Here is a 23,969-nt window from a genome sequence, read left to right as displayed (position 1 = left end):
CGATCTCACATCCTGAACACCCCGAACCGGGGCGCCTCCGTTACCGGGTTTTCAAGACAAACACCAAGCGCCAGCCCCAGCACATCGCGCGTCTGCACCGGATCGATCACGCCATCATCCCACAGCCGCGCGGTAGCGTAATACGGATTGCCTTCGTCCTCGTACTTCTGCCGGATCGGGGCCTTGAAGGCTTCGGCTTCCTCCGGCGTCCACTTGTCCGCATCGCGGTGCACCGTTGCCAGCACGCTCGCCGCCTGTTCGCCGCCCATCACGCTGATGCGCGCGTTGGGCCAGGTGAAGAGGAAGCGCGGGTCGTAGGCGCGGCCGCACATGCCGTAGTTGCCCGCGCCGAAGCTGCCGCCGATCAGCACCGTCAGCTTGGGCACTTGCGCGGTGGCGACCGCCGTCACCAGCTTGGCGCCATGCTTTGCAATGCCTTCCGCCTCATACTTGCCGCCGACCATGAAGCCCGAGATGTTCTGCAGGAACAACAGCGGAATGCGGCGCTGGCAGGCGAGTTCGATAAAATGCGCGCCCTTGACCGCGCTTTCACTGAAGAGGACGCCGTTGTTGGCAAGGATCGCCACCGGCATGCCCCAGATATGCGCGAAGCCGCAGACCAGCGTGGTGCCGTAGAGCGCCTTGAATTCGTGGAACTCGCTGCCGTCCACGATGCGGGCGATGACCTCGTGCACATCATAGGGCGCGCGCACGTCATCGGGGATGATAGAGTAGAGGTCTTCGGCGTCGTATTTGGGCGGGCGCAGCGGCTGGAAATTGGGGACTGTCCCTATTTTCTCGCCGAGATGAGATACGATATCGCGCACGATCGTCAGCGCATGTTCGTCGTTGTCTGCCAGATGATCGACCACGCCGGATTTGCGCGCATGCAGATCGCCGCCGCCGAGCGCCTCGGCGCTGATTTCCTCGCCCGTCGCAGCCTTCACCAAGGGCGGACCTGCGAGGAAGATCGTGCCCTGTTCGCGCACGATCACGCTTTCGTCGCTCATCGCGGGCACATAGGCGCCGCCCGCAGTGCAGCTACCCATCACGCTGGCGATCTGGGGGATGCCAGCCGCGCTCATCTGCGCCTGGTTGTAGAAGAAGCGGCCAAAGTGATCGCGGTCCGGGAAGACTTCGGCCTGGTTGGGCAGGTTCGCGCCGCCGCTGTCGACGAGGTAGATGCACGGCAGGCGGTTTGCGGCGGCGACTTCCTGCGCGCGGATGTGCTTCTTCACCGTCATCGGGAAGTAGGTGCCGCCCTTCACTGTCGCGTCGTTGGCGAAGATCATGCACTGGCGGCCGGAGATGCGGCCGATGCCGGTGATGATCCCCGCACCGGGGACTTCATCGCCGTACATGCCATTGGCGGCGAGTTGGCCGAGTTCGAGGAACGGCGAGCCGGGATCGAGCAGCCGCTCCACCCGGTCGCGCGGCAGCAGCTTCCCGCGCGAGACATGGCGGGCGCGGGATTTCTCGGCCCCGCCCAGTGCTGCCTTCGCCACACGCGCGCGCAGTTCCGCCGCCAGCACGCGGTTGTGCGCGGCGCGGGCCTGAGCCTCGGGGCTGGTAGGATCCAGGTTGGTGGAGAGAACAGGGCCGCTCATCACGCCGCCCCGATCAGTTCACGCCCGATCAGCATCCGGCGGATCTCGTTCGTCCCCGCGCCGATATCGAGCAGCTTGGCATCGCGCAGGTAGCGCTCCACCGGCCAGTCCTTGGTATAACCCGCACCGCCCAGCGCTTGCACCGCCTCGCCCGCCACGCGGAACGCCGCCTCGCTGCCGAGCAGGATCACGCCCGCCGCATCGAAGCGCGTAGTCTGCCCGGCATCCGCTGCGCGCGCGACGGCATAGGTGTAAGCGCGGGCCGATTGCAGCGCGACGTACATGTCCGCGACTTTGCCCTGCATCAGCTGGAACGCACCGATCGGCTTGCCGAACTGCTTGCGCTCGCGGACGTAGGGGATGACGGTATCGAGGCAGGCCTGCATCAGGCCAAGCTGGATGCCCGCCAGCACCACGCGCTCGTAATCGAGGCCGCTCATCAGCACGCCGACGCCGCCATGCAGCGGACCCATCACGTTTTCTTCGGGCACGAAGCAATCGTTGAACACGAGTTCGGCGGTGGGCGAGCCGCGCATGCCCATCTTGTCGATCTTCTGGCCGATGGAGAAGCCCGGCATGTCCTTTTCAATCAGGAACGCGGTGATGCCCCGGCTGCCCGATTCCGGAGCGGTCTTGGCGTAGACCACCAACGTATCGGCATACGTCGCGTTGGTGATCCAGAACTTGGTGCCGTTGAGCACGAACCCGCCCGGCACAGCATCGGCCTTGAGCTTCATCGAGACGACGTCTGACCCCGCTCCCGCTTCAGACATCGCGAGGCTGCCGACGTGCTCGCCCGAAATCAGCTTGGGCAGGTACTTCGCCTTCTGTTCGTCAGAGCCCCAGCGGCGGATCTGGTTGACACAGAGGTTGGAATGCGCGCCATAGCTGAGGCCGACCGAGGCCGAGGCCCGGCTCACTTCCTCGACCGCGATGACGTGATCGAGATAGCCGAGACCGAGGCCGCCCCACTCCTCCTCCACCGTGATGCCATGCAGGCCCAGCGCGCCCATCGCGGGCCAGAGATCGCGCGGGAACCAATCATCCGCATCCACTTTCGCAGCGAGCGGGGCGATCTGCTCGTCGGCAAAGCGGCCCGCCGCCTCGCGGATCATCAGGGCGCTTTCGGGCAGGGCGAAATCAAGCTCGGGCGTGGCGCGCATTTTGGTTCTGACTCCTCAATCCGGCTGTCACTCTATGGGATTTGCCAGCTTCGGAAAAATTGAATTTTCGCCCGGATCAGTATAGAAAAAACCTATGCTGAACCGCCGCCATCTTCGCCAGTTCCTCGCGCTTGTCGATACCGGCTCGTTCACCGCGGCGGCGAACCAGCTTCATGTTGCGCAGCCCACGCTTTCGGCGGGAATTGCAGAGCTGGAGCGCGCGCTGGGCACGCCGGTGATCGTGCGCGAGCGGCGGGCGCTGCGACTGACGGAGGCGGGCAACCGCCTGCTGGTCCACGCCCGCGCGATCGAGCGCGAGTTCGGCCTTGCCGAACGCGGGGTGCTGGCCGCGCCCGCACCTGCCCCACCGCTGCGGCTGGGGGTGATCGCCTCGCTTTCCACGCGCATGGTGGCGGGGATTGCAGGCCGGTTTGCGCCGGGACGGCTGACGCTGACCGAAGCACCGGACGCTGACCTCAGGCGGCGCCTGGCGGAGCACCGGCTCGATGCCGTGCTGACCACGCTCCACGGCACGGAAGCAGGGGCGGAGGTGCTGCTGGAGGAAGGTTATGCGATGATTCTGCCCACTGCCCACCGCTTTGCCGCGCGGGATATCCTGCAGCCTGAGGAACTGGCAGGCGAAACGATGATTGCGCGTCGTTCGTGCGAGATTCTGGCCGAAACCAGCCGCTTCTTCACCGCGCGCGGGGTACGGCCGCATTTCGCCTTTCGCGGCGGGAACGATGATCGCTGCCTTGCGCTGGTGGCGGCAGGCGCGGGTGTGACGACTGCGCCGGCCTCGCTCGCCGGGCCGGGGACGGTGGCGGTTCCCTTGCATGGCTACGACTATCGCCGCCGGATCGGGCTGATCGTGGCGGGCGGGCAGGAAGCGTTGATTGCGGCAAGCGGGCTGCGTGCAGTCTTGGGCGAAGTTCTGGCGGAGCGGGACTGATCCGCTCGATTCCGGGTCTATCCCGGCTTGCGGTGGCGGGCAGCGGCGTGACACCGACATGGCATGAGCTTCGCTGCGCCCCCTCCCGATGCCCCCGCACCGCCGCGCCGGATCGCGCTGCTCAATGTGAAATACAGCCCCAATCTGGGCGATGGGCTGCTGTCCGAATGCCTTGAGGCAGAGCTGGCGCGCACCTTCCAGACAATTGCTCCCGGGACGCAAGTGTTCTCGATCGATCTGGCCGGACGGCGCGCCTATCCCGCTATCGCCCCCAGCCGCCGCGCCGTGCTGATCGCGGTGCTGGAGGCGTTGCCGGCGGCTTTCCGGCGGCTGGCAACGCGCATCGCGCTTGCCGCGCTGGTGCGACTGCGGCTGCGCCGGCACGTGCGCGTGCGGCTCGCGGGGTGCGATGCGGTCGTGCTCGGCGGCGGCAACCTGCTGACCGACGCCGATCTCAATTTTCCGATGAAAATCGCGGGCGCGCTTGGCCAGGCTGCACGGCTGCCGCTGCCGGTGGCGGTCTATGGCGTGGGTGCCAACCGGCAATGGTCAGAAGCGGGGCGCCGCCTGTTCGGCCGCGCGCTTGGCGGAGCGAAACTCGCTCATGCGGCGGTGCGCGATGCGCGCAGCCAGTCTGCGTGGCGCGATCTGCTGGTGCCGCAGGGCGTGCGCCCGGCGGTGCTGAGCGGCGATCCGGGGCTGCTGGCAAGTTGCCACTTCCCGCGCCCTCCGCTGCCGTTCGATGCACCGCTGGCGGGCCTGTGCGTGACCGCGCCGATGGCGCTGCGTTACCATGCCACCGGGCCGGGTGCCGCGCATGGCACCGATGAACGCGCCGCGCTCGATGCCTGGTACGGGGTGGCAGCGCGCGCGCTCGTCGATGCGGGCTTTCGCGTCGCGCTATTCACCAATGGCAGCCCGGAGGACCGCGACTTTCTCGCCGCGATGGGTCCAGCATGGGTCCTTGCCGCCAAGGGACCGGTGACGATGACCAATCCTTTCGCCGATCCTGCCGAGATGATCCGCTTCATCGCCGGCTGCCAGCTGATCGTGGCGCACCGCATGCACGCCTGCATCGCCGCACATTCCTTTGCCATCCCCACGATCGGGCTGCGTTGGGACGTGAAGCTCGACAGCTTCTTCGCGCTGGCGGGTCGCGGGAGCTATATTGCCGATACGGCCTCGCTCGATGGCCCGGCGCTGACCGCGCTTGCGCGGCAGGCGGTGGCCGATGGCGTGGACCGCGCCGCACTGGAAGACCTCATTGCCGGCACGCGCAGCGATATCGCGCGCATGGCGGCGGCACTGGCGCGGGCGATGCAGCCGGCAAAGGCTGCGGCATGAGCGCGGGGATCGACCGCATCGTGGTGATAAACGATCTCTCGCACGCCATGGGCGGGGCGAGCGCGCTGGCTGTGGGCTCCGCGCACCGCTTTGCCGAGCGGGGCTTCCGCGTGGCTATGCTTGCGGGCGACATGCCCGATCCGGCGCTGGTCGAGGCTGGGATCGCGGTGACGGGGCTGGGGCAGGCCCGGCTGCTGGGGCGCGCGGGCGGGCTGCTCGATGGCCTGTGGAACCGCGCGGCGGCGCGGATGGTGCGGCGCTGGATCGCCGAACATGATACGCCGCGCACGGTCTATCACCTTCACGGCTGGTCGCAGATCCTTTCGCCTGCGGTGTTTGCCGCGCTGGCCCCGGTGCGCAGCCGGCTGGTGATCTCGGCGCACGATTTCTTCCTCGCCTGCCCCAACGGCGCCTTCACGAACTTCGCGACCGGGGCACCCTGCCCGCACGCGGCGCTGTCTCGCGCCTGCCTTGCGGAGCCCTGCGACCGGCGGGGCCAGGCGCACAAGCTGTGGCGCGTGGCGCGCCATGCGGTGCAGCGCTTCGTCTACCGGCCGGAGAGCTCACCGCCGGTGCTGGCGATTCACGCCGCCATGCGCCCGATGCTGGCGCGCGCGGGGATCCCGCCCGCAGCGATCCATCCGCTGCCCAATCCGGTCGTCCCCTTCAGCGCCACCCGGATTGCTGCCGAGCGCAACCGGGACGTGCTGTTCGTCGGCCGGATCGAGGCGACCAAGGGCGCAGACCTTGCGCTGGCAGCGGCGCGACGGGCGGGCACGCCGATCCGCCTGATCGGCGACGGGGCAGACCGCGCGCGGCTCGCCGCCGAGTATCCGGAGGCGCGCTTTGCCGGGCGCCTGCCGCCAGAGGCCATCGGTGCGTTGGCCGCGTCCGCACGCGTGCTGGTGATGCCGAGCCGCTATCCGGAGCCCTATGGCCTCGTCGCGATGGAAGCCGCGCTGGCGGGCCTGCCCGTGATCCTGCCGCCCAGCGCCCTGCTCGCGCCGGATCTGGTAACGGCGGGGGCGGGTGTCTCGGTCGATCCGCGCGATACGGCGGCCTTCGCGGCTGCGCTTGGCGCGCTCGCGGCAAACGATGCGCGGGTTGAAGCCATGAGCCGCGCGGCCTTCACCGCCACGCGCCACCTCGCGCTGTCCCCGGACGAATGGATCGACCGCCTGCTTGCGCACTATGGTGCGCGGCTGGAAGCGCTTCAGGCGCCCTCAAACGCCAGATCTGCGTTCGGATCGAAGCTGATCGCGGCGAACGTCGCCGGTGCATAGGGCGCGGGCGTTGTCGCAGGAGTGGCCGCATACCAGACACGGCGATCAAGCTCGCCAAGCGGCCGGTAGGGATTGCCGCGGGCCAGTTGGCGCAAATGCTGCACCTTGATCGGCACGATCACGAGGCTGAGCGTCGCCAGCACGATGGCCCAGCGCCAGAGGTTGAAATGTCCACTTTGGATTGCGGCCATGAACTCCGCATAAGTCAGCCAGATCGCCAGCGCACCGAGCAGTTCGGAGCTGCGCTGGTTCGGCAGCGCGAGCAGTGTCAGCACGGCAAGAGAGAACGAACCGACCCCCGCAAGCTCGATCGAGAGGCGGTCGGTAACGTAGCCTGCAGTCAGCACAAAGGCGATCAGCAGCGCGCCGATCCGGGCGGATCGGACGATATGGCCGGGCGTGATACGAGCGAACAGGGCGTCCATGGAGCAGGGTATGCATGCGTGCTTTTCAAGGAACGCTTTCCCCCATTGGTTAACGGCGGCCCAACGAACGGCTCCGCATCCGGCCGGGCTATAAGGGAGATTGCTCAGATACGGGGCTAATTGCGCGACTGGGCGGCGGGAAAGGATGGTACCCGCTGCGGCGTGGAATGGAAACGGCGCAGGATCAGGGATCGGGTGATGATCAGCATGCAGCAGCGCAATTCGCGCGGACGTTCCGCGATGACGGTGCACCCGCGCACGCTCTCGGTCTGCCTGCTGTGCCTGATCGCCCCGCTTGCCGATGCGCGCGCGCAGACCACGGTTGATCCGCGGATGGAGCGCGATACCGTGGGCGCCCGCTCGCGGGCTGAGGTGGAAACGTCCGGCGCGCGGGTGGGTGCGCTGCTGATCTCGTCCAGCTTCGGGATCGAGGCGGACGCGACGGACAACATCTATGCACGCGGCGATGTGAAGCGCGGTGATGTCGCGGTGGCGATCCTTCCCGCGCTCGCGGTGCGTTCGCAGTGGTCGCACCATGCGCTGGGGATCGCGGCAGAAGGGTCGATCAAGCGCTATGCCAAGCGCACGACCGAGAATATCGAGACATATGCCGCCAAGCTCGATGGGCGGCTCGACATCTCGGGTGACACCCACCTTTCGGGCGATGTCGGCGCGGCGCGGCGGATCGAGGCGCGCGGCACCACCGGCGATACGCTGTTCGGCGCCGCGCCGATTGCCTACACCGTGGTCACCGGCGGGGGCGAACTCGAACAGACCTTCGCACGCGCGCGGATCACGCTGGGCGGGCGCTACGAACGCTATAGCTATCATGACCGCGAGCTGGGCGGCACGGTGATCGATCTTTCCCCGCGCGATTACGAGGCGCTGTCGGGCTCGCTGCGCGCGGCGATCGGCATCGGGCCAGGCGTCGCTGCCTTCGCCAGCCTTGCCTACAATCGCAATCGCTACCCATCCCCGCCGGTCGGGCCGAGCCGCAATTCGCACGGATTTACGGCCCTGACGGGCCTGGCCTTCGGGCTCAACCGCCTCTTGCAGGGTGAGATCGGGGTTGGCTGGGTGCAGCAGGATTTCAGCGCGCCGATTTTCCCGCGCATCAGCGGCCTTGCCTATAACGTGCAGCTGAAGTGGAGCCCAACGCGGCTGACCACGGTGCGCCTTTCGGGCGCGCGCACGCTCCAGCGTTCGCCGATCATCGGCATTGCCGGGATCCAGCAGCACGAAGTGATGCTCTCGGCCGAACACGAACTGCTGCGAACGCTGATCCTGCGGCCCGCGCTGCGTTATGTCGTGGCCGATTTCCAGGTGCCGAACGGCGCGGCCAAGCGGCAGGAGCACTTTTTCACCGGCACATTCGGCGTGAGCTGGCAGCTCACCCAGCATTTCGAGGTCGCCAGCGACTATACCCACAGCCTCGGCCGCAATTCCGGCGCAGTCGATCCGGGCCGGGCCTACGACAGGAACCGCGTGGCCGTGTCGCTGCGCTGGCGTCTGTAGCTAAGATGGCCAGCCTGCCGCGCGAAACCCAGGTTAATGCAGATCGGCCACCGCCGCTTCCCGAATGGGGCGTGCGGCCGCGCCATATGGCGGTGCGGCTGGTGTTTGCGACGCTGTTCCTCGCCGGGCTCGGCGCTGCACTTACGTTGCTTGCGCCGCCTTCCGCCGGGCCTCAGGTGCGCTTTGCCTTCCCGCCGCCGCTGCCAGACCCGGCTGCGCTGCTCCCCTACTTGCCGGAGACGGCGCGGGCGGCCAATGCAGCCATGGTTATCAATCCTCCCGCAGCGCCCGCGCCGGCCTTCCGGCTTGGCGCGGCGGACGCGCTTGCGCCGATGCGCGCGCTCGATTGCCTCGCCGCTGCTGCCTGGTACGAAGCGGGCGATGATCCCTCGGGCGAACGCGCGGCTGTGCAGGTCGTGCTCAACCGGGCGCGACATCCCGCCTTTCCCGCCAGTGTGTGCGGCGTGGTGTTTCAGGGATCGGAGCGCACCACCGGCTGCCAGTTCAGCTTTACTTGCGATGGCTCGATGCGCTCGCGCCATCCCGCCCCCGCTGCGTGGGCTCGCGCGCAGGCGGTTGCAGCTGCGGCGCTGGCCGGGGCGGTCGATCCGCGTGTGGGGCTCGCGACGCATTATCATGCCGACTATGTGGTGCCGGTGTGGCGCAGCGGCCTCGTCAAGCTCGCGCAAGTGGGGCTGCACTTGTTCTACCGCTGGCCGGGGGACTGGGGTTCGCCCGCCGTGCTGCGCGGCAGCGCGAGCGGCGAGGAGCCGAGGATCGCCGCGATGGCCACGCTTTCGCCCGCGCATGGCGGCGCGGACGCGGCACAGGCAGGGCAAGCCGATGCTGCCGCGAATGCCGGCGCGGCGCTGGCGTACCTCCCGCTTGAGGAAGCGGACGGGCCTTTCCGCTCCGGCAGCAGCAGCGCTCAACTGGCGGCTGCACCGGCGGGAGAGCCATCCGCTGGCGGGCGCATCGCCCTCATGCTCGATCCGGCGGCATTCCCCGGCACATATGCCATGCGCGCGCTTGCCGCCTGCGCAGAGCGCGAGCGCTGCGCGGTGGTCGGCGAACTGCTCGGCGCCGCCCCCAGTCAGGGGCCCGGCTTCGTCTATCTGCGCGATCGGCGGACCGGCGCGGAAGGCGCCTGGTGGGATTGCACCGCCCTCCCCCGCGCCAATCCCGCGCGCTGCCTGCCCAAGGGCGCAGCGCTGACGCGGCTGCTCGCGGACTGGGGCTGAGGCAAGCGGGCGCAAGCATCGCCCGCCGCCGCGCGCCATCGCTGCGGCGTTCCATGCCTTGGAATGGGATTGTCTGACGTTCCTCGCCCGCCCCCGGTCTTGCTCTTGCAAGCGGGATGAAGAGACGGTTGCGGCTTTGCCGGACCACAGTTCAATGAGCGGTGGGCATCCTGCCAGCAGATGGGGTGTGTAGGTAAACGCTTTGCGGCGCATCGCTGGTTCGCGCAGGGATCAGGCACGGCGAACGCGGCGGCGCGGGCTTGGCGGGCGGCCACCTATCGATCGCGGCTACACTCGCCGCCCACTGCCACAGTGGATGACGCAATGCGAGATGCCGTAAACCACGACGCGGATGGGCCTGACCAAAGGTGGAAAATTGGTGGAGCTTGAGAGCTCCTAGCAATCTTACGATCATTCCAGATCGCCAATACTGCGGTAAACTCCAGAATTTCTGCATAGCGTAGACTCCTCCATTTTGGAGGTATATTCAAGTTCTCCGAGACGAATCAAAGCTCTCCGGAGATATCTATGCTGGGTGTAGTCACGGTCGAATCGGAGTTTCTCGTCAGCGACCAGTCAGCGGGCCCCAAGATCACTGACCTTGCAGACGGCGGCTTTGTCATCACATGGTTCGATTATCACGGTACATTGGGCGATACGAGCGACAGCAGCGTCAAGGCGCAGATCTTCAACGCCGACGGTCACCCAGTGGGCAGCGAGTTTCTGGTCAACACCGAAACAGCCAACCATCAAGAGCGCCCTGCCGTGACTGGATTGGCTGACGGTGGGTTCGTTGTGACGTGGCAAGATGGCCCGTCGATTCCAGAGTCGGACGTTCTCGACCTCGAGGGGACGGGCAGCGGCACGCTCGGTGACAATAGCGTCAGCAGTATCAAGGCGCAGGTGTTTTCCGCTTTGGGGACCAAGATCGGCGGCGAGTTTCTCGTCAATAGCCAAACAGCCGGTCACCAAGGCACTCCCCAGATTGCAGCGCTCGCAGATGGTGGCTTTGTAGTGACTTGGCAGGATGGCGATGTCCTGACAGCGGGCAGTGCCACACTGGGAGATACCAGTGGGGGCAGTGTAAAGGCGCAGGTATTTTCAGCCGATGGCGCCAAAGTTGGAAGTGAATTTCTTGTCAATACGCAGACTGATAGCCGGCAGCGCCTTGCATCGGTCACCGGTCTAAAGAATGGGGATTTTGTAGTTACCTGGCAAGATCTCAGCCAAACTTTGGGAGATGACAGCAGTTGGAGCATAAAGGCGCAACTTTTTTCTGCTAGCGGCGGAAAGATCGGCGATGAATTTCTTGTAAACACCTCCATACTTCTTGAACAAATTCAGCCCACAGTCACAGCTCTGGATGGTGGCGGGTTCGCAGTATCGTGGAGAAGCTGGCAACCTAATTCGGCAGGCACCAGGTATATTAAATCACAAATATTTGACTCCCATGGCGCGAAAGTTGGCAGTGAATTCAATTTGGGCACTGGAGCACTTCCCACCATTACAAGTACACCAGATGGCGGATTCGTTGCAGCTTGGTCTGCCGGATCGGAAATCGATCTGGCAGTAGTATCTATTGATGGCACAATAACCGATTACCACACAATACTTAATACATCACTTCCATACCCCTTTATCACTGGTTTGAAGAGCGGCGGTTTTGCATTGACTTGGCAAGACCAGACAAGCTTGCAGATAAAAGCTCAAGTCTTTGGCCTTGGCCAATTTCCCGTAATCAACTCGAGTGGCGGCGGCGCCACAGGTGCGCTCTCGATAGCAGAAAACAGTACGGCAGTAACCACTGTCACCGCTACCGATGCCGATGCCAATTCAACGCTCAGCTACTCGATTTCTGGCGGTTTGGACGCGAGCCTGTTCAAGATCGATGCCATAACCGGAGCGCTGTCATTCAAATCCAATCCGAATTTCGAGTCACCAGTCGATTCGGGTCGCAACAACATTTATGATGTTGTGGTGCAGGTGAGCGACGGCTTCCTGACTGATACGCAGGCCCTCGTGGTCACCGTGACCGACATCAACGATGTACCAGTGATCACCTCCAATGGCGGTACCTATCTGGCATTCCAATCAATCAACGAAAATACATCTGTGGTAACCAAGGTGACCGCGACCGACGATGACAAAGGCACCGTACTTACTTACGCTATACACGGGGGGGCTGATGCGGCCTTGTTCAAGATTGATGCTGCAACCGGCGATCTATCATTCAAAGCTGCAGCCAATTTTGAAGCCCCCGGCGATGCGGATCACAACAACGTCTACGAGGTAAAGGTACGAGCATCCGACGGATCTCTGACTGACTACCAGATAATTTCCATCACCGTCACCAACATCAATGAAGCGCCGGTGATAAACTCAAACGGTGGCGGCTATCTCGGGTACGTATCGATCAAGGAGAACACCACTGCCGTAACCAAGGTGACCGCGACCGATATCGATCAAAACACCCAGCTGACCTACTCCATCGCCGGCGGAGCTGATGGAGCTCTGTTCAAGATTGATCCCACAACTGGTGATCTTGCATTCAAGAGCGCAGTAAACTTCGACACGCCCGGCGATGCGGATGGCAACAACGTCTATGAGGTGAAGGTCCGGGCCTCGGACGGATCGCTGGCCGACTGGCAGGAGATTTCCGTCACCGTCACCAACGTCAATGAAGCGCCGGTGATCACGTCCAACGGCGGCGGCACGTCGGCAGCCATCTCGGTGGCCGAGAACGGCACGGCTGTTACCACGGTCTCGACGACCGATGTCGATGCCGGCACCGCGCTGCTCTACTCGATCGCAGGCGGCAGCGATGCGGGGCTTTTCCGGATCAACGCACAGACGGGCGCGCTCACCTTTGCGGCAGCGCCCGACTTCGAGGTGCCGAAGGATGTGGGCCTGAACAACGTCTATGATGTCACGGTCAAGGTTTCGGATGGCCAGCTCACCGATACCCAGGCGCTGGCGATCACCGTCACCAACGTCGTCAACGAAGTGCTGATCGGCACATCAAGTGCAGACACGCTGACCGGCGCAGGCGGTGACGATACGCTCTGGGGCGGCGCTGGCAACGACAGGCTAACCGGGAACGGGGGCAACGACGGTCTCAACGGAGGAACCGGGGCGGACATCATGGATGGCGGCGCTGGCCACGACACGTACATTGTTGATGATGCTGGCGATCAAGTCATTGAAACCGCAGGAAATGGTAGTGACACCGTCAAAGCGAGCATCAGCTATACGCTTGGCGCCGCTATCGAGAATCTGACCCTCACAGGCTCCGCATATCTGTCCGGCACCGGCAACGATCTCGTCAATACGCTGATCGGCAATGATGGAGACAACCTCCTGACAGGGCTTGGGGGCAGCGACACCCTGAATGGCGGTGCCGGGAGTGACACTCTCCTCGGCGGGCTTGGGAGGGACGTTCTGACCGGCGGCACGGGCCGGGACTTCTTCGTTTTCAATACCGCCGCTGCGACTGCCAACGTGGATACCATCACCGATTTCAACGGCAGCGAGAACGACAAGATCCAGCTCGGCAAGTCGGTTTACAGCGGCTTCACCCACACCGGAGCGCTGACCGCAGACGAATTCTATGCAGCAGCAGGCGCGACTTCCGCACACGATGCGACGGATCGGGTGATCTACAACACGGCTACCGGCATTCTCTACTACGATGCCGATGGCCAGGGCGGCATTGCTGCGGTGCAGTTCGCTCTGATGGGAGCAGTCAACCATCCCACGCTGATCTACAGCGATATTATGATCATTGTTTGAAGGAGGGGCACGGTGACAGATTGCCAAATCCCCGCCCACTAGCGGGCCTGACAAGCGCCAAGTGTGCGCCGCGGCGCTTCAGCGCCCCTTGCGCCGCGCGGCGTGCAGTTCGGCGCGCGAGAGGAGCGCATCGAGGTCTGCCCGGGAAATGTCGAAGCTTTCGTGCATGTCTTCCAGCGCGGCATCGATATCCGCCAGGTGCAGCCCCGCATCGGGGGCAGGCGCGGGCCGGTGAGGATAGGAGTGGCGCGAGAGGCGGTGGAACAGCAAGCCGATCGCCACGAGCGACACGGAATTGAGCGCCACCGGCAGGAAGGCAAAGCCATATCCGGCGTTGTGGACCGCGCCCGAGCCGATCACTGCCGTAAGCGCCGAGGCACCGCCGGGCGGGTGGAGGCAGCGCAGCGCCGACATGACGAGGATCGCCGCGCCAACCGCCACGCTCGCGGCGAGGCCGGTATCGGGGATCAGGCGATAGACCGCGACACCCACCAGCGCGGAAATGGTGTTGCCGCCCACGACGGGCCAGGGCTGGGCAAGCGGGCTCGCCGGAACCGCGAAGACGAGCACGGCCGAAGCCCCGAGCGGCGCGACGAGCAGCGGGAGATCACCCGGCTGCAACGGCAGCCGCGCCGACACGAAGGCCGCGAAAGCAATGCCCAGTACCGCACCCAGACAGGCGAATAGCCGGTCTGGGGCGTGGGCGCCGGACAGGAGAGGATGGAACAGGCGCAAGAGGTTGTTGATCCGCTCAGCTTCATGGGATGCCGCCCCATACGGTGCCCCCTGCAGGAGAGGAAGCCTCTCCAGAACTTTAGTTAGGAAAGCCCCGCCGCGCCGAGAACCGGGCGAAAACCGGTGCCCTCGCGCAGCACGCGGGCCACATGGCTGCCGCCGAAATGCGCGGGCACGAGCAGCGCCTGCCGGATGGCGGCAAGTTCAAGCACCTGGCGGCGAGTCTCGCGCGCCTGATCGGGTGCCTCGCAGAACACGCTGTTCCATTCGGGGCGATAGATCTGCGCCGGATGGTGGACGACATCGCCCACGAACAGCGCGCTATCATCCTTTCCCGCCACTTCGAGCATCATGCTGCCGGGGGTGTGGCCGGGGCATACGTGAAGCGTGAGGCCATTGGCAACCTCGAAGCCGGGCTCAGCCCATTCGGCGCGGCCTGCGGCAATGATCGGCGCAACGCTGTCCTCGTACATCCCCGCATTGACGGCAGCGCCTACGCCGTCCGGGCCGGTGGCGCCATCTTCCGGGTCCCAATAGGCGCGGTCGGCGAGCGGCAGGACATAGCGGGCATTGCGGAACGTCGGCTCCCAGCGTCCTTCAACCAGGCGGGTGTTCCAGCCGACGTGATCGATGTGAATGTGGGAGCAGACGACAACGTCGATGTCCTCCGGCTGGAAACCGGCGCGGGCGAGGTTGCCGAGGAAATCGGTCTGCAGGTTGCTGAAGATGGGGATGTTCGGGCGGTCCTTGTCATTCCCCGCGCCGGTATCGAACAGGATGCGCTGCTCGCCGGTATCGAGCACCCAGCTCTGCAGGAAGGCATAGAGGTGGCCGGTTTGCGGATCGAAGTATTCGGGGGCAAACTCCTCGGCATGCGGGTCCCAGCCTTCGGGGGTGTAGCCCTGAAACAGGTAGGAGGGCGGCGCGAAAGTGCCCTGCCATTCCTCGATGCGGTGGACGGTGACGTGGCCGATCCGGAAACGATCCATGGTTAGCGCTCTCCTGCTCCGGGTGTGCCCCCGGTGCGGACAAGAGTGCCCGAGCTGAGGGCGATGCACAACCGGCGGCGGATCGGCGCAGCGGAGTGCGGACTGGGCATGGCGTGGCCAGCGCGGTCGGCGTGACGCTGATGCTGGCGCTGCGCTGCTATCATCAGCCAGCTGGGGCGACCGAAGTGAATGCGACGATCCCACTGTTCACTGCTGCGACGAAGCCCACCCATGCCGGTGCGGCGCCGCTGGTGTGGCCCTGCTGCTGTTCGCCACCCATGCGCTGGCCCGCGCGGGCGGGATAGTGACGGCCTAGAAGTACCGCTCACCAATGCGGATCGTATCGCCGGGTAAAATCGCCACTTGCGCACTGCGCAGCGAGACGGCGCTTTCGGCCTTGCCGGTCTGCCGCCGCAGGAACACCGTCTTCTCGTTCGCGCGGTAGGTGAAGCCGCCGGCGCGGGCGATGGCCTGCTCCACCGTCATCCCCGAGGCATAGGAATACTCACCAGGTCGGTTAACTTCGCCGAGAATGTAGAACGGCCGGTAATTGAGCACCTCGACGCTCACACGCGGATCGTTGACATAGCCCTCGGCCAGCTTGGCGGTCAGCTCCTGCTGCACCGCATCGATCGTGCGCCCGCCCGCCGCCACCACGCCGATCAGCGGGAATGCCAGCGCCCCGCCGGGGGTGATGTTGTATTCGCCGGTGAGCGTCGGCTCGTTGAAAACGGTGACGCGCACGCGGTCTCCCGCGCCGAGGTGGTAGCTTTCGAGGCCTGCGGCGACGTCCGCCGTCGAGATCGGGGGTGCGCCCGCGGCGGCGCAGCCACCCAACCCGAACGCCCCGGCCACGACCATCATGCCAGCCATGACAAGCGCCAGGCGGTGCCCTGCGCGCCGACCGCCATCGTGCCTGCTATCCATGCGAAATCTCCAATGCTTCTGTGTGCTTTTGTTCGATGCCCACAAGTCTATGCGGCGGGCGGCAAATCGCAATCACCCCGCCCCTTACCGAATCCTCCGACTTGGAGCTGTTCCGGTGCGACCCCGCAAAGGCCCCGGGCCGCAGCCGGTACACCTGCCCCGCCCACTATCGGCGCAGACCCACGCCGCGGCATATGGTGCATAAATCCTTAAGCATTCACCCGGATTTGCCCAAGATCCGGCGATGCGGGATTCAGGCCAGCACGAAGCTTCGGACTGCGCCCACGAAGGCGCGCAGCGATCCTGTGATGCCGATCGGAGCCTCCGCTGCCTCCGGTTTGCCTCCGCAGCGGATACGCTTCGCCTTCCCCGTCGCGGCCCCTTGCCTAGTCTTGCGCCATGCCGAGAAGGGGGCCGTGCTCCCGGATCGGCTGAAATTTACCACATAGGTTTGCCAGCTGCACGGGCAGTTGTCGGCGAACCATTCGACCGAGGAGAACAGGGGTGAACACGGCAGTCGGCCTCTATCGCAACGCTGGGGGTGTGCCGGGTGTGGCACCCTCCCTCGCCTTTGAACCCAGAGTGCCACCCCCGGCGGCGGATCGGGTGGACTTGAGGCTGCTCTTCGCGGTGTTCCGGCGCCGCCTCGGCGTGTTTCTTGCGGTCCTGCTCGCGGTGCTGGCCACCGGCCTGCTGCTGACAGCGCTGCAGCCGCGCACGTATACAGCGCGCGCCGAAGTCACGCTCAACAGCCGGCCGCAGGTTGTCGCGCCGACGAGCACGAGCGACGGACCGCAGCAGGCCGCGATCCCGAGCGAAGGCTACGTCGATACGCAAGTCGCCGTGGTGACTTCGGAAGCCAATCTCGGCGCGGTGGCAGAAACCCTCAGCCTTGCGAAGGAGGACCGCTTTGCAAAGCGCGGGGCAGAGGCGCGGGCAGCCGCGCGGGCCTGGCTGCGCAAGGGCGTGGTGGCCACGCGCATCGGCTCGACCTATGGCATCGCGATTGCCTTCGAGGACACCGATCCCGCACTTGCCGCCCGCGTGGCCAACACTTTCGCGCAGCAATACACCGCCGGCGCGCTCGAGGCGAAGCGGAAGACTGCGCGGGCGACGACGACCGCCATCGCCGAGCGGCTCGAGCAACTTCGCCAGCAGGCCCTTGGCGATACCGCAGCGGTGCAGCGCTATCGCATCGCCAACAACCTTCTCTCGACCACGATGGGCTCACTGACCGAGCAGGAAATCTCCAGCTACAACCAGGCGGTGACCACCGCGCGCGCATCGGCAAGCGAAGACGGCGCGCGGCTCGATGCAGCGCGGCGGCAGTTGGCGCTGGGCGTCAGTGCGGGCGGCGTGGGCGAAGTGGCCTCCTCGCCTGCGGTCGGCTCGCTCCGCGCGCAGCAGGCCAGCGCGGCGACCGAACTCGCCTCGCTGACCGCACGCTATGGCCCGCGCCATCCCGATGTGCTGCGCGCGAAGGCAGCACTGGGCGCGATCGACGCGCGGATTGCCGACGAGACGCAGCGGGTGATCTCCAGCCTTGAGGCGCGGGCGCGGGTTTCCCAGCAGCGGCTGGCCTCGCTCACCGGATCGCTGCAGCAATCGCGCGGCACGCTGGCGCAGAACAATGCGGCGATGGTCGGGCTGCAGGACCTTGAAAAGCGTGCCGAAACCTCGAACGCGCTCTACGAGAGCTATCTCAACCGGTTCAAGGAACTGACCGCGCGTGAGGGGACAGAGCAGGCGGATGCCGATCTGCTCCACCCGGCTGCGGTGCCGCTCAAGCCGACCAGCCCCAACGTGGCGCTGAATCTCGTGCTTTCGGTGGCGCTCGGGCTCGGGCTTGGTGTGGCGGCAGCGTTCGCGGCGGAAATGACCTTCAGCGGGCTCACCACCGGCGACGATATCGAGCAGCGGCTCGGCGTGCGCTATCTCGGCTCGATCCCGACGCTGGGCTCGGTCTGGCGGGGTGAGGAAAAAGTGCCGATGGCGGCGCTGCTGGAGGATCCGCGTTCGGCCTTTGCCGAAAGCTTTCGCTCGCTGCGCGCATCAATCGCGATGAGCACCACAAAGGCGCGGATCATCGCGCTGACATCGGCACTGCCCGATGAAGGCAAGACGACGACCTCGATCTGCCTCGCGCGCTCTATGGCGCTTTCAGGGGACCGCGTTTTGCTGATCGACGGCGATTTGCGCCGCCAGGGCGTGAGCCGGTTCCTGCGCGGCGATGCCGGGCGGCCGGGGCTGATGGACGTGCTGGGCGGCAGCGCATCGCTCGAAGCCGCGCTGGTGGTGGACCCGGCGACAGGGCTCAACATCCTGCCGCTGGCCGAAGGGAGCGACAAGGCGCCCGAACTGCTGACCGGTGACGAGATGGACCGTATGCTGGATGCCGCGCGCGAGATGTTCGATGCAATCATCATCGATACCGCGCCGGTGCTGCCCATCGCGGACGCTCGGCTGATGCTGCGCAAGGCCGATGCCTCGGTCTTTGTGGTGCGCTGGCGCAAGACGCCGGAGGCGGCACTGCGGTCTGCGCTGCGGCTGCTGCCCGATGACCGGGTGCAATTGGCCGGCGTCGCGTTGACCCGCGTCGACATGCGCAAACAGGCGCGCTTCGGCTATGGCGACGATGCATTCTACCACTCGTACAAGCGCTATTATGCCTGAGGCGGGCTCCCCCTTCCCCGTGGCACGGCCCACCGGCCAAACCTTGATCGCTGCGGGAAGCGAGCAGGCCGGGGGCTTGCCCTTCCTGCTCCAGGGCTGCCAGGGCAGCGGCGAAGCGCATGCGGCGAGCGATGCCGCCGGAGCGCAGGGCGAGAGCGCCGGCGTCGCACCGCAGGCCGCGATGGCGCGGGAGACCGCCCTTCCCGCAGCGCGCGCCGAACGCCTTGCCGGGCTCGATCTGGCAAGCCTCGGGCTGGCGGGCCCGGCGCCGGTCCTTGAAGGGCCGCGCCGCCCGGCTGTTATCCGTCCCGGCGCCGTCGTACCAGCCGATCCGCGCAGGCGCTTCCGCCGGGTGGCGATCATCCATTACTGGCTGGTCACGATGCGCGGTGGGGAGCGTGTTCTAGAGCGGCTGCTGCAACTGTTTCCCGAAGCCGATATCTTCACGCACGTCTACGATCCGGCGGCAATGTCGGCCACGATCCGGGCGCACACCGTGCGCACCAGCTTCATCCAGAAGCTGCCGGGCGCGCGCAAGCACTACCAGGCCTATCTGCCGCTGATGCCGATGGCGCTCGAGCAGCTGGATCTGCGCGGCTACGACCTCGTGATTTCAAGCGAGAGCGGGCCGGCCAAGGGGGTGATCCCCGCGCCCGATGCGCTTCATATGTGCTATGTCCACTCGCCGATGCGGTACTTGTGGGATCACTACCACGATTACCGCGCCGAAGCAGGCTGGCTGCGGCGCGCGGTGATGCCGGTGCTCTGCCACGGCCTGCGCCAGTGGGACACGAGTTCGGCGGCGCGGGTCGACCGGGTGCTGGCCAATTCGAACTTCATTCGCGAGCGCGTGGCCAAGGCCTGGCGGCGCGAGGCCGAGGTGGTGCATCCGCCGGTCGATCCCGCGCTGTTTTCGCCTTCGGACGAGGTGGAGCCGGGTTATCTCTGGGTCGGCCAGCTGGTGCCGTACAAGCGCGCGGACCTTGCGATCGACGCGTTCAACGCGCTGGGCCTGCCGCTGACCGTGGTGGGTGATGGGCCGCAGGCGGCCATGCTGAAGAAGCGCGCAGGGCCGACGATCCGGATGATCCCACGGCTCGATTTTGGCGAGCTGCGCCGCGCCTATGCCCGGTGCCGCGCGCTGGTGTTCACGGCCGAAGAAGATTTCGGCATCGTACCGGTCGAGGTCATGGCCTCGGGCCGGCCGGTGGTCGCCTATGGCCGGGGCGGCGTGCTCGATAGCGTGGTCGAGGGGCGCACCGGGCTGTTCTTTGCCGAGCAGACGACGGAAGCGCTCATCGCGGCCGTGCAGCGTCTGGAGCAGTGGTTACCGCACTTCGATCCCGCCGAAGCGACAGCGCGCGCGCGCGATTTCGCGCCAGAACGGTTCGATGCGGGCGTGCTGGAGGCGCTGGCATGAAGCTGCAGCCGCTCAACCGTCTGCGCACCCTGCTGACCGTGCTGCGCCTTCGCCTGCGCGGCGAACGGCCGGGCAAGCGCTTCTTCGTTCACAGCGGCCTGCCGCGCATAGAAGGGCACGGGCGGCTGGCAATCGGCGAGAGGGTGAATTGGAACTGCCACGGCGCGCCGGTAGCGGTTGAAGTCGGGCCCGGTGCGCTGCTCGAAATCGGGGCGCGCGCCTTCCTCAACGCCGGGGTCGAGATCGTCTGCCACCAGTGGGTGCGGATCGGCGAGAATTGCCGCATCGGCCCGCGCTGCGTGCTGGCCGATACCAACCACCATCCGGTGCATGAAGGCCAGGGCGTGCGGGTGGCGCCGGTGCGACTGGGCCGCAACGTCTGGCTGGGGCGCGGGGTGACCGTGCTGCCCGGCGTGACCATCGGCGATCACGCGGTGATCGCGGCAGGCTCGGTGGTGTTCAACGATGTGCCGCCACGTGAGGTGTGGCGGGGCAATCCCGCCGCATTCGTGAAGCCGGTGCGTGCCGAGGACGGGTACGTGCGGCCATGAGCGCGCTGTGCGAGCCACAAGTGACAGGAAGGGCGCGGCCATGGAATTGACCTTCATCGGCGCCGTGCAGGTGCTTGTCGGCCTCGCGCTGTTCGTGGCCGGATCGGTCGAGGCGATGTTCGCATTCGCGCTGGTTTCGGCGCTGTTCGGCGGATCGGCGGCGATCCTGCTGCCGGTGCTCGGCAACTCGTCGATCCCGCCGGTGCAGTTCGCCTTGCTGTTCGTCGCCATGCGCCTGCTGGTGCCGGGCGCCGGGCAGATGGCGACGGTGGGCCGCGCGCTGCGCGCCAACGGCTGGCTGGTGTGCTTTGTGATCTACGGCGCGGCTCTTGCCTTCATCGCGCCGCGCCTGTTCGCCGGGCAGATCGAGGTGACCCCGCTGCGTGGCCGCGTGGAGGCCCGCTATGTCTCGACGCTGGCCTATATCTATGCGGTGCGGCCGCTGGTGTTCACCCCGCAGAACCTGACGACCGCCGTCTATCTGATCGGCACGCTGCTGGCGGGCATTGCAAGCTATGTCGCCTGCCAGCGGGAGAGCGGGCGCGCGGTGCTGGTACGCACGCTGGCGGCTTTGGGCATGGCCCACGCGCTGACTGGCTTCATGTCGGTGGTTGTCCGGGGCACGCCGGCGGAAGTGGTGCTCTCGGTGTTCCGCAACGCGACTTATGCACAGCTCGACCAGTCCTACCTCGGCTTCGTGCGGATGACCGGGCTGTTTCCCGAAGCATCGACCTTTGCCAACTATGGCCTGCTGCTGTTCGTCTTCTCGTTCGAGTGCTGGCTGCGCCGGATCGATCCGCGCTGGACGGGGCCAGCAGCAGCCCTGCTGGCGGCCGCGCTGGCGCTCAGCACATCGAGCACGGCCTATGCCGGCTTGCCGACCTATGCCGTACTCGTCGGTGCGCGTGCGGTCCTCTTCCCCGGCGCGCTGCCGGTCGACCGCGCCTTGTGGGTCGGTGCCGCGTTGCTGGCACTGACGGCCGCCGGCTGCGCGGTGATGATCTGGCAGCCCCGCTTCGCCGATGGCTTTGCCGACATGATCCGCCACATGACCGTGGAAAAGAGCGAAACGCTCTCCGCGCTGCAGCGCCGATTCTGGGCGTGGCAGGGGATCAACGCCTTTATCGAGAGCGGCGGCATCGGGATCGGGCCAGGCAGCTTCCGGTCATCCAGCCTCGCTACGGCAGTGCTGGGCTGCACCGGGATCATCGGGGCGGTGACGCTGGCGCTCCATTTTCTAACCGCGTTCAGCCCGCTGCGGCAATCGACGTGGACGCCGGTGGCGGACAAGACATTGTCGACCGCAGCGGCGTGCGGCTGGGCGATGATGATGGGCCTGATGATGGCCTCGATCTCATCCCCCACCTGCGATCCGGGCACCGACATCGCGATGCTGAGCGGCGCGGCGCTCTCGCTGCGGCGGCGGTCGGTGGCGGCGCCGAGGGCGGCGGCGGAAAGTCCGCTGACAGCGCCCACACCGGCGTTCACCATCCCGGCAATGCCTGACGCGCCGTTCCTGCTGAGCGATGCCGCAACGCCGCGCGGGTTCACGATGGCGGAGCCGTTGGTGCTCGACAGCGCGCTGGAAATTGCCTGACTGGCAGGGTCAGCCGCGTTTCCCGGCATTCGCACCGCCTGCGGCAAAGCGGTAGCCCCCACCAAGCAGGAAGGCGCGGATTGCGGGGTCTGCGCTGAGGCCGGCGGCCGTGGCAGCGGCAGCGGCGGCGCCCTGCGCATCCCCCGCGAGCCATGAGACGCGGGCGAGCGCAGCCCACCATGGCTGGTAGGTTTGCGTGCCGGTCATCGCCCTCAACTGTTCGAGCGCGGCGCTGCTCGCGCCGTTTTCGGCATGGGCGACGGCGCGGGCGACCATCACGCCGGTAGTCGGCGCGATGCCGGCCAACACATCGTAGAGCCGTGCGAGCGGGCCGGTGAAGCGCTCCCCGGTCATGCGCTGGTGCGCGTGGAGAGACTGGATCGCCGCCTCGGTCTGGAAGCGGCCGGGCGCGCCGAACGTTGCGGCGCGGCGCAGCGCCGTTTCGGCTTCCACCACCATTTCGCGCGACCACAGCAGCGGATCCTGTGCATGCAGGGGCACAAAGGTGCCGTCTGGCGCGCGGCGCGCAGGCTGGCGCGCCTCGCAGTGCAGAATCAGCGCGAGGAGCCCAAGCGCCTCGGGCTGATCCGGCATCAGTTCGGCGATGAGGCGAGCAAGGAACAGTGCTTCGCCGCGCAGACCGGCGAGCCGCGAATCCGCGCCGAGCGTATCATCCCACGCGGTGCCATACGCCGCGTAGATCGCCGAAAGCACCCCGCCCAGCCGTTGGGGCGCATCGGCGGGATCGGGCACGGCAAAGGCGATGCCCGCATCGCGGATCTTGCGCTTGGCCCGCACAAGGCGCTGGCCCATCGCGCCGCTGCCGACGAGGAACGCGGCGGCAATGCGGGAGGCATCAAGGCCGAGCACGGTCTGCAGCATGAGCGGGGCCTGCGCATCAGGATCGATCGCCGGGTGCGCGCAGACGAACAGGAGCGCCAGTCGCTGATCGCTGAAAGGGCTGGCGGCGGTATCCTCCCGCTCTTCGGCCAGAAGCGCGAGGACATCTCCGGCACGGGAAGCCGTGGCCGCGCGCGCCTGCTGGTGGCCGGCCACGCGGCGGGCAACGGTGAGCAGCCAGGCTTCGGGATTGGCCGGCACGCCCTGCTCTCCCCATTGGGCGAGCGCGGCGGCGAAAGCCTCGGCCAACGCATCCTCGGCGGCAGCAATATCGCGGGTGCGCGCCGAGACGAGCGCAAGGAGACGGCCATAGGACGCGCGCGCCGCCTGCTCAGCAGCGGCGGAGGAACGGCGGCGCGCGGCGTCCATCGTGGTCAGCCCGCCGGCGGCGCCATCACCGGGCGGATCTCGACCGACCCGGCCACAGCACAGGGTGCCCGCGCCGCCCAAGCGAGCGCGGCATCGAGATCGGCGACCTCGATCACGACATAGCCGCCGAGCGCTTCCTTGGTATCGGCGAACGGTCCATCCACAACGTGACGCGTGCCGTTCTCGATCCGCAGGGTGGTGCCGGTTTCGGGCGGCTGCAGGCCATTGCCGCCCACCATCACACCGGCCTGCGCGATTGCGCCCATATAGGCCGACCAACTGCCCCAATAGGGCCCGGCGGCGACGGGATCAGTGCGCTTGCCGCGCTCTTCGGCGTTTTCCTGAAAGAGGAGGACGTACTGCATCGATCGGTTCCTTCATCGGTATGGGCCGGGTTGTCCGGCAAGCAGCAGGGGCTGCCTGCAACAATGTGCGGCAAGGCACCGCGATTTCGACAAGGCGGCGAAATTAGTACGGCACCTGCGTTCC

The 23,969-nt window shown here is 66.5% G+C and carries 19 protein-coding genes; 11 read left to right on the top strand and 8 right to left on the bottom strand.

The window, feature by feature from the left end:
* Window positions 1-5: 5 nt before the first annotated feature.
* Both ACO06X_RS19155 and ACO06X_RS19150 read right to left on the bottom strand, forming a co-directional pair.
* The gene (locus ACO06X_RS19155; protein WP_421837721.1) at window positions 6-1,607 is read right to left on the bottom strand and encodes a carboxyl transferase domain-containing protein; all 1,602 of its coding nucleotides are present in this window, start codon (window positions 1,605-1,607) and stop codon (window positions 6-8) included.
* Window positions 1,607-2,770, bottom strand: a complete 1,164-nt coding sequence (locus tag ACO06X_RS19150; protein WP_421837720.1) for an isovaleryl-CoA dehydrogenase — start codon at window positions 2,768-2,770, stop codon at window positions 1,607-1,609. The genes ACO06X_RS19155 and ACO06X_RS19150 overlap by 1 nt, the downstream gene beginning before the upstream one ends.
* Window positions 2,771-2,864: 94 nt before the next feature.
* Here ACO06X_RS19150 and ACO06X_RS19145 point away from each other — a divergent pair, with 94 nt between their 5' ends.
* The 3 genes from ACO06X_RS19145 (at window position 2,865) to ACO06X_RS19135 (ending at window position 6,349) form a co-directional block, all read left to right on the top strand.
* Window positions 2,865-3,722 carry a LysR family transcriptional regulator gene (locus ACO06X_RS19145; protein WP_421837719.1) on the top strand — a complete coding sequence of 286 codons (858 nt, stop codon included), beginning with the start codon at window positions 2,865-2,867 and terminating at the stop codon, window positions 3,720-3,722.
* Between the two features lie 63 nt (window positions 3,723-3,785).
* Window positions 3,786-5,066: a polysaccharide pyruvyl transferase family protein gene (locus ACO06X_RS19140; protein WP_421837718.1), complete on the top strand. Its 1,281-nt coding sequence runs from the start codon at window positions 3,786-3,788 to the stop codon at window positions 5,064-5,066.
* Window positions 5,063-6,349 carry a glycosyltransferase family 4 protein gene (locus tag ACO06X_RS19135; RefSeq protein ID WP_421837717.1) on the top strand — a complete coding sequence of 429 codons (1,287 nt, stop codon included), beginning with the start codon at window positions 5,063-5,065 and terminating at the stop codon, window positions 6,347-6,349. The genes ACO06X_RS19140 and ACO06X_RS19135 overlap by 4 nt, the downstream gene beginning before the upstream one ends.
* On the opposite strand, the gene ACO06X_RS19130 is transcribed toward ACO06X_RS19135, so the two are convergent.
* Window positions 6,280-6,774 (bottom strand): hypothetical protein, encoded by a 495-nt coding sequence (locus tag ACO06X_RS19130; protein WP_421837716.1) that lies wholly within the window; start codon window positions 6,772-6,774, stop codon window positions 6,280-6,282. The genes ACO06X_RS19135 and ACO06X_RS19130 overlap by 70 nt on opposite strands.
* Before the next feature lie 198 nt (window positions 6,775-6,972).
* On the opposite strand from ACO06X_RS19130, the gene ACO06X_RS19125 reads away from it, so the two are divergent.
* From ACO06X_RS19125 to ACO06X_RS19115, 3 genes are all read left to right on the top strand, one after another.
* The gene (locus ACO06X_RS19125) at window positions 6,973-8,289 is read left to right on the top strand and encodes an outer membrane beta-barrel protein (protein WP_421837715.1); all 1,317 of its coding nucleotides are present in this window, start codon (window positions 6,973-6,975) and stop codon (window positions 8,287-8,289) included.
* Window positions 8,290-8,294: 5 nt separating this feature from the next.
* Window positions 8,295-9,530 (top strand): cell wall hydrolase, encoded by a 1,236-nt coding sequence (locus ACO06X_RS19120; RefSeq protein ID WP_421837714.1) that lies wholly within the window; start codon window positions 8,295-8,297, stop codon window positions 9,528-9,530.
* A gap of 528 nt (window positions 9,531-10,058) precedes the next feature.
* Window positions 10,059-13,319 carry a cadherin domain-containing protein gene (locus tag ACO06X_RS19115; RefSeq protein WP_421837713.1) on the top strand — a complete coding sequence of 1,087 codons (3,261 nt, stop codon included), beginning with the start codon at window positions 10,059-10,061 and terminating at the stop codon, window positions 13,317-13,319.
* Between the two features lie 78 nt (window positions 13,320-13,397).
* Here ACO06X_RS19115 and ACO06X_RS19110 read toward each other — a convergent pair whose 3' ends face one another.
* Window positions 13,398-14,054, bottom strand: a complete 657-nt coding sequence (locus ACO06X_RS19110) for an HPP family protein (RefSeq protein WP_421837712.1) — start codon at window positions 14,052-14,054, stop codon at window positions 13,398-13,400.
* Between the two features lie 83 nt (window positions 14,055-14,137).
* Window positions 14,138-15,043 carry an MBL fold metallo-hydrolase gene (locus tag ACO06X_RS19105; protein ID WP_421837711.1) on the bottom strand — a complete coding sequence of 302 codons (906 nt, stop codon included), beginning with the start codon at window positions 15,041-15,043 and terminating at the stop codon, window positions 14,138-14,140.
* 113 nt (window positions 15,044-15,156) lie between these two features.
* Between ACO06X_RS19105 and ACO06X_RS19100 the strand changes: the two genes are divergently transcribed.
* Complete coding sequence (locus ACO06X_RS19100; protein WP_421837710.1) at window positions 15,157-15,348, top strand: hypothetical protein; 192 nt, start codon at window positions 15,157-15,159, stop codon at window positions 15,346-15,348.
* Between the two features lie 7 nt (window positions 15,349-15,355).
* Here the strand turns inward: ACO06X_RS19100 and ACO06X_RS19095 are convergent, their stop codons facing one another.
* The gene (locus ACO06X_RS19095) at window positions 15,356-15,970 is read right to left on the bottom strand and encodes a polysaccharide biosynthesis/export family protein (RefSeq protein ID WP_421837709.1); all 615 of its coding nucleotides are present in this window, start codon (window positions 15,968-15,970) and stop codon (window positions 15,356-15,358) included.
* A 504-nt stretch (window positions 15,971-16,474) separates the two neighbouring features.
* On the opposite strand from ACO06X_RS19095, the gene ACO06X_RS19090 reads away from it, so the two are divergent.
* The 4 genes from ACO06X_RS19090 to ACO06X_RS19075 all read left to right on the top strand — a co-directional run bounded on the left by ACO06X_RS19090 (window position 16,475) and on the right by ACO06X_RS19075 (window position 22,211).
* Window positions 16,475-18,643, top strand: a complete 2,169-nt coding sequence (locus ACO06X_RS19090) for a GumC family protein (RefSeq protein ID WP_421837708.1) — start codon at window positions 16,475-16,477, stop codon at window positions 18,641-18,643.
* A 382-nt stretch (window positions 18,644-19,025) separates the two neighbouring features.
* Entirely contained in the window at window positions 19,026-20,063 is a 1,038-nt protein-coding gene (locus ACO06X_RS19085; protein ID WP_421839953.1) for a glycosyltransferase, read from the top strand.
* Window positions 20,060-20,614, top strand: coding sequence for an acyltransferase (locus ACO06X_RS19080; RefSeq protein WP_421837707.1), 555 nt, complete (start codon window positions 20,060-20,062; stop codon window positions 20,612-20,614). Before ACO06X_RS19085 ends, ACO06X_RS19080 begins: the two co-directional genes overlap by 4 nt.
* A 40-nt stretch (window positions 20,615-20,654) precedes the next feature.
* Window positions 20,655-22,211: a hypothetical protein gene (locus ACO06X_RS19075; protein WP_421837706.1), complete on the top strand. Its 1,557-nt coding sequence runs from the start codon at window positions 20,655-20,657 to the stop codon at window positions 22,209-22,211.
* Window positions 22,212-22,220: 9 nt separating this feature from the next.
* Here ACO06X_RS19075 and ACO06X_RS19070 read toward each other — a convergent pair whose 3' ends face one another.
* Together ACO06X_RS19070 and ACO06X_RS19065 are read right to left on the bottom strand one after the other, a co-directional pair.
* Complete coding sequence (locus ACO06X_RS19070) at window positions 22,221-23,480, bottom strand: RNA polymerase sigma factor (RefSeq protein ID WP_421837705.1); 1,260 nt, start codon at window positions 23,478-23,480, stop codon at window positions 22,221-22,223.
* Window positions 23,481-23,485: 5 nt separating this feature from the next.
* On the bottom strand, window positions 23,486-23,845 hold the full coding sequence (locus ACO06X_RS19065) for a YciI family protein (protein ID WP_421837704.1): 360 nt from the start codon (window positions 23,843-23,845) through the stop codon (window positions 23,486-23,488).
* Window positions 23,846-23,969: the final 124 nt, after the last annotated feature.

It is taken from the genome of Novosphingobium sp. (assembly GCF_965229225.1).
Classification (GTDB): Bacteria; Pseudomonadota; Alphaproteobacteria; order Sphingomonadales; family Sphingomonadaceae; genus Novosphingobium.
The sequence above is the reverse complement of the archived record's forward strand: the minus strand, read 5'-3'. Positions and strand labels throughout refer to the sequence as shown.

Coding starts and splice junctions, on each gene's coding strand:
- ACO06X_RS19155 (WP_421837721.1), bottom strand. CDS start 1,607: ATGAGCGGCCCTGTTCTCTCCACCAACCTGGATCCTACCAGCCCCGAG.
- ACO06X_RS19150 (WP_421837720.1), bottom strand. CDS start 2,770: ATGCGCGCCACGCCCGAGCTTGATTTCGCCCTGCCCGAAAGCGCCCTG.
- ACO06X_RS19145 (WP_421837719.1), top strand. CDS start 2,865: ATGCTGAACCGCCGCCATCTTCGCCAGTTCCTCGCGCTTGTCGATACC.
- ACO06X_RS19140 (WP_421837718.1), top strand. CDS start 3,786: ATGAGCTTCGCTGCGCCCCCTCCCGATGCCCCCGCACCGCCGCGCCGG.
- ACO06X_RS19135 (WP_421837717.1), top strand. CDS start 5,063: ATGAGCGCGGGGATCGACCGCATCGTGGTGATAAACGATCTCTCGCAC.
- ACO06X_RS19130 (WP_421837716.1), bottom strand. CDS start 6,774: ATGGACGCCCTGTTCGCTCGTATCACGCCCGGCCATATCGTCCGATCC.
- ACO06X_RS19125 (WP_421837715.1), top strand. CDS start 6,973: ATGATCAGCATGCAGCAGCGCAATTCGCGCGGACGTTCCGCGATGACG.
- ACO06X_RS19120 (WP_421837714.1), top strand. CDS start 8,295: ATGGCCAGCCTGCCGCGCGAAACCCAGGTTAATGCAGATCGGCCACCG.
- ACO06X_RS19115 (WP_421837713.1), top strand. CDS start 10,059: ATGCTGGGTGTAGTCACGGTCGAATCGGAGTTTCTCGTCAGCGACCAG.
- ACO06X_RS19105 (WP_421837711.1), bottom strand. CDS start 15,043: ATGGATCGTTTCCGGATCGGCCACGTCACCGTCCACCGCATCGAGGAA.
- ACO06X_RS19095 (WP_421837709.1), bottom strand. CDS start 15,970: ATGGATAGCAGGCACGATGGCGGTCGGCGCGCAGGGCACCGCCTGGCG.
- ACO06X_RS19085 (WP_421839953.1), top strand. CDS start 19,026: ATGCGCGGTGGGGAGCGTGTTCTAGAGCGGCTGCTGCAACTGTTTCCC.
- ACO06X_RS19080 (WP_421837707.1), top strand. CDS start 20,060: ATGAAGCTGCAGCCGCTCAACCGTCTGCGCACCCTGCTGACCGTGCTG.
- ACO06X_RS19075 (WP_421837706.1), top strand. CDS start 20,655: ATGGAATTGACCTTCATCGGCGCCGTGCAGGTGCTTGTCGGCCTCGCG.
- ACO06X_RS19070 (WP_421837705.1), bottom strand. CDS start 23,480: ATGGACGCCGCGCGCCGCCGTTCCTCCGCCGCTGCTGAGCAGGCGGCG.
- ACO06X_RS19065 (WP_421837704.1), bottom strand. CDS start 23,845: ATGCAGTACGTCCTCCTCTTTCAGGAAAACGCCGAAGAGCGCGGCAAG.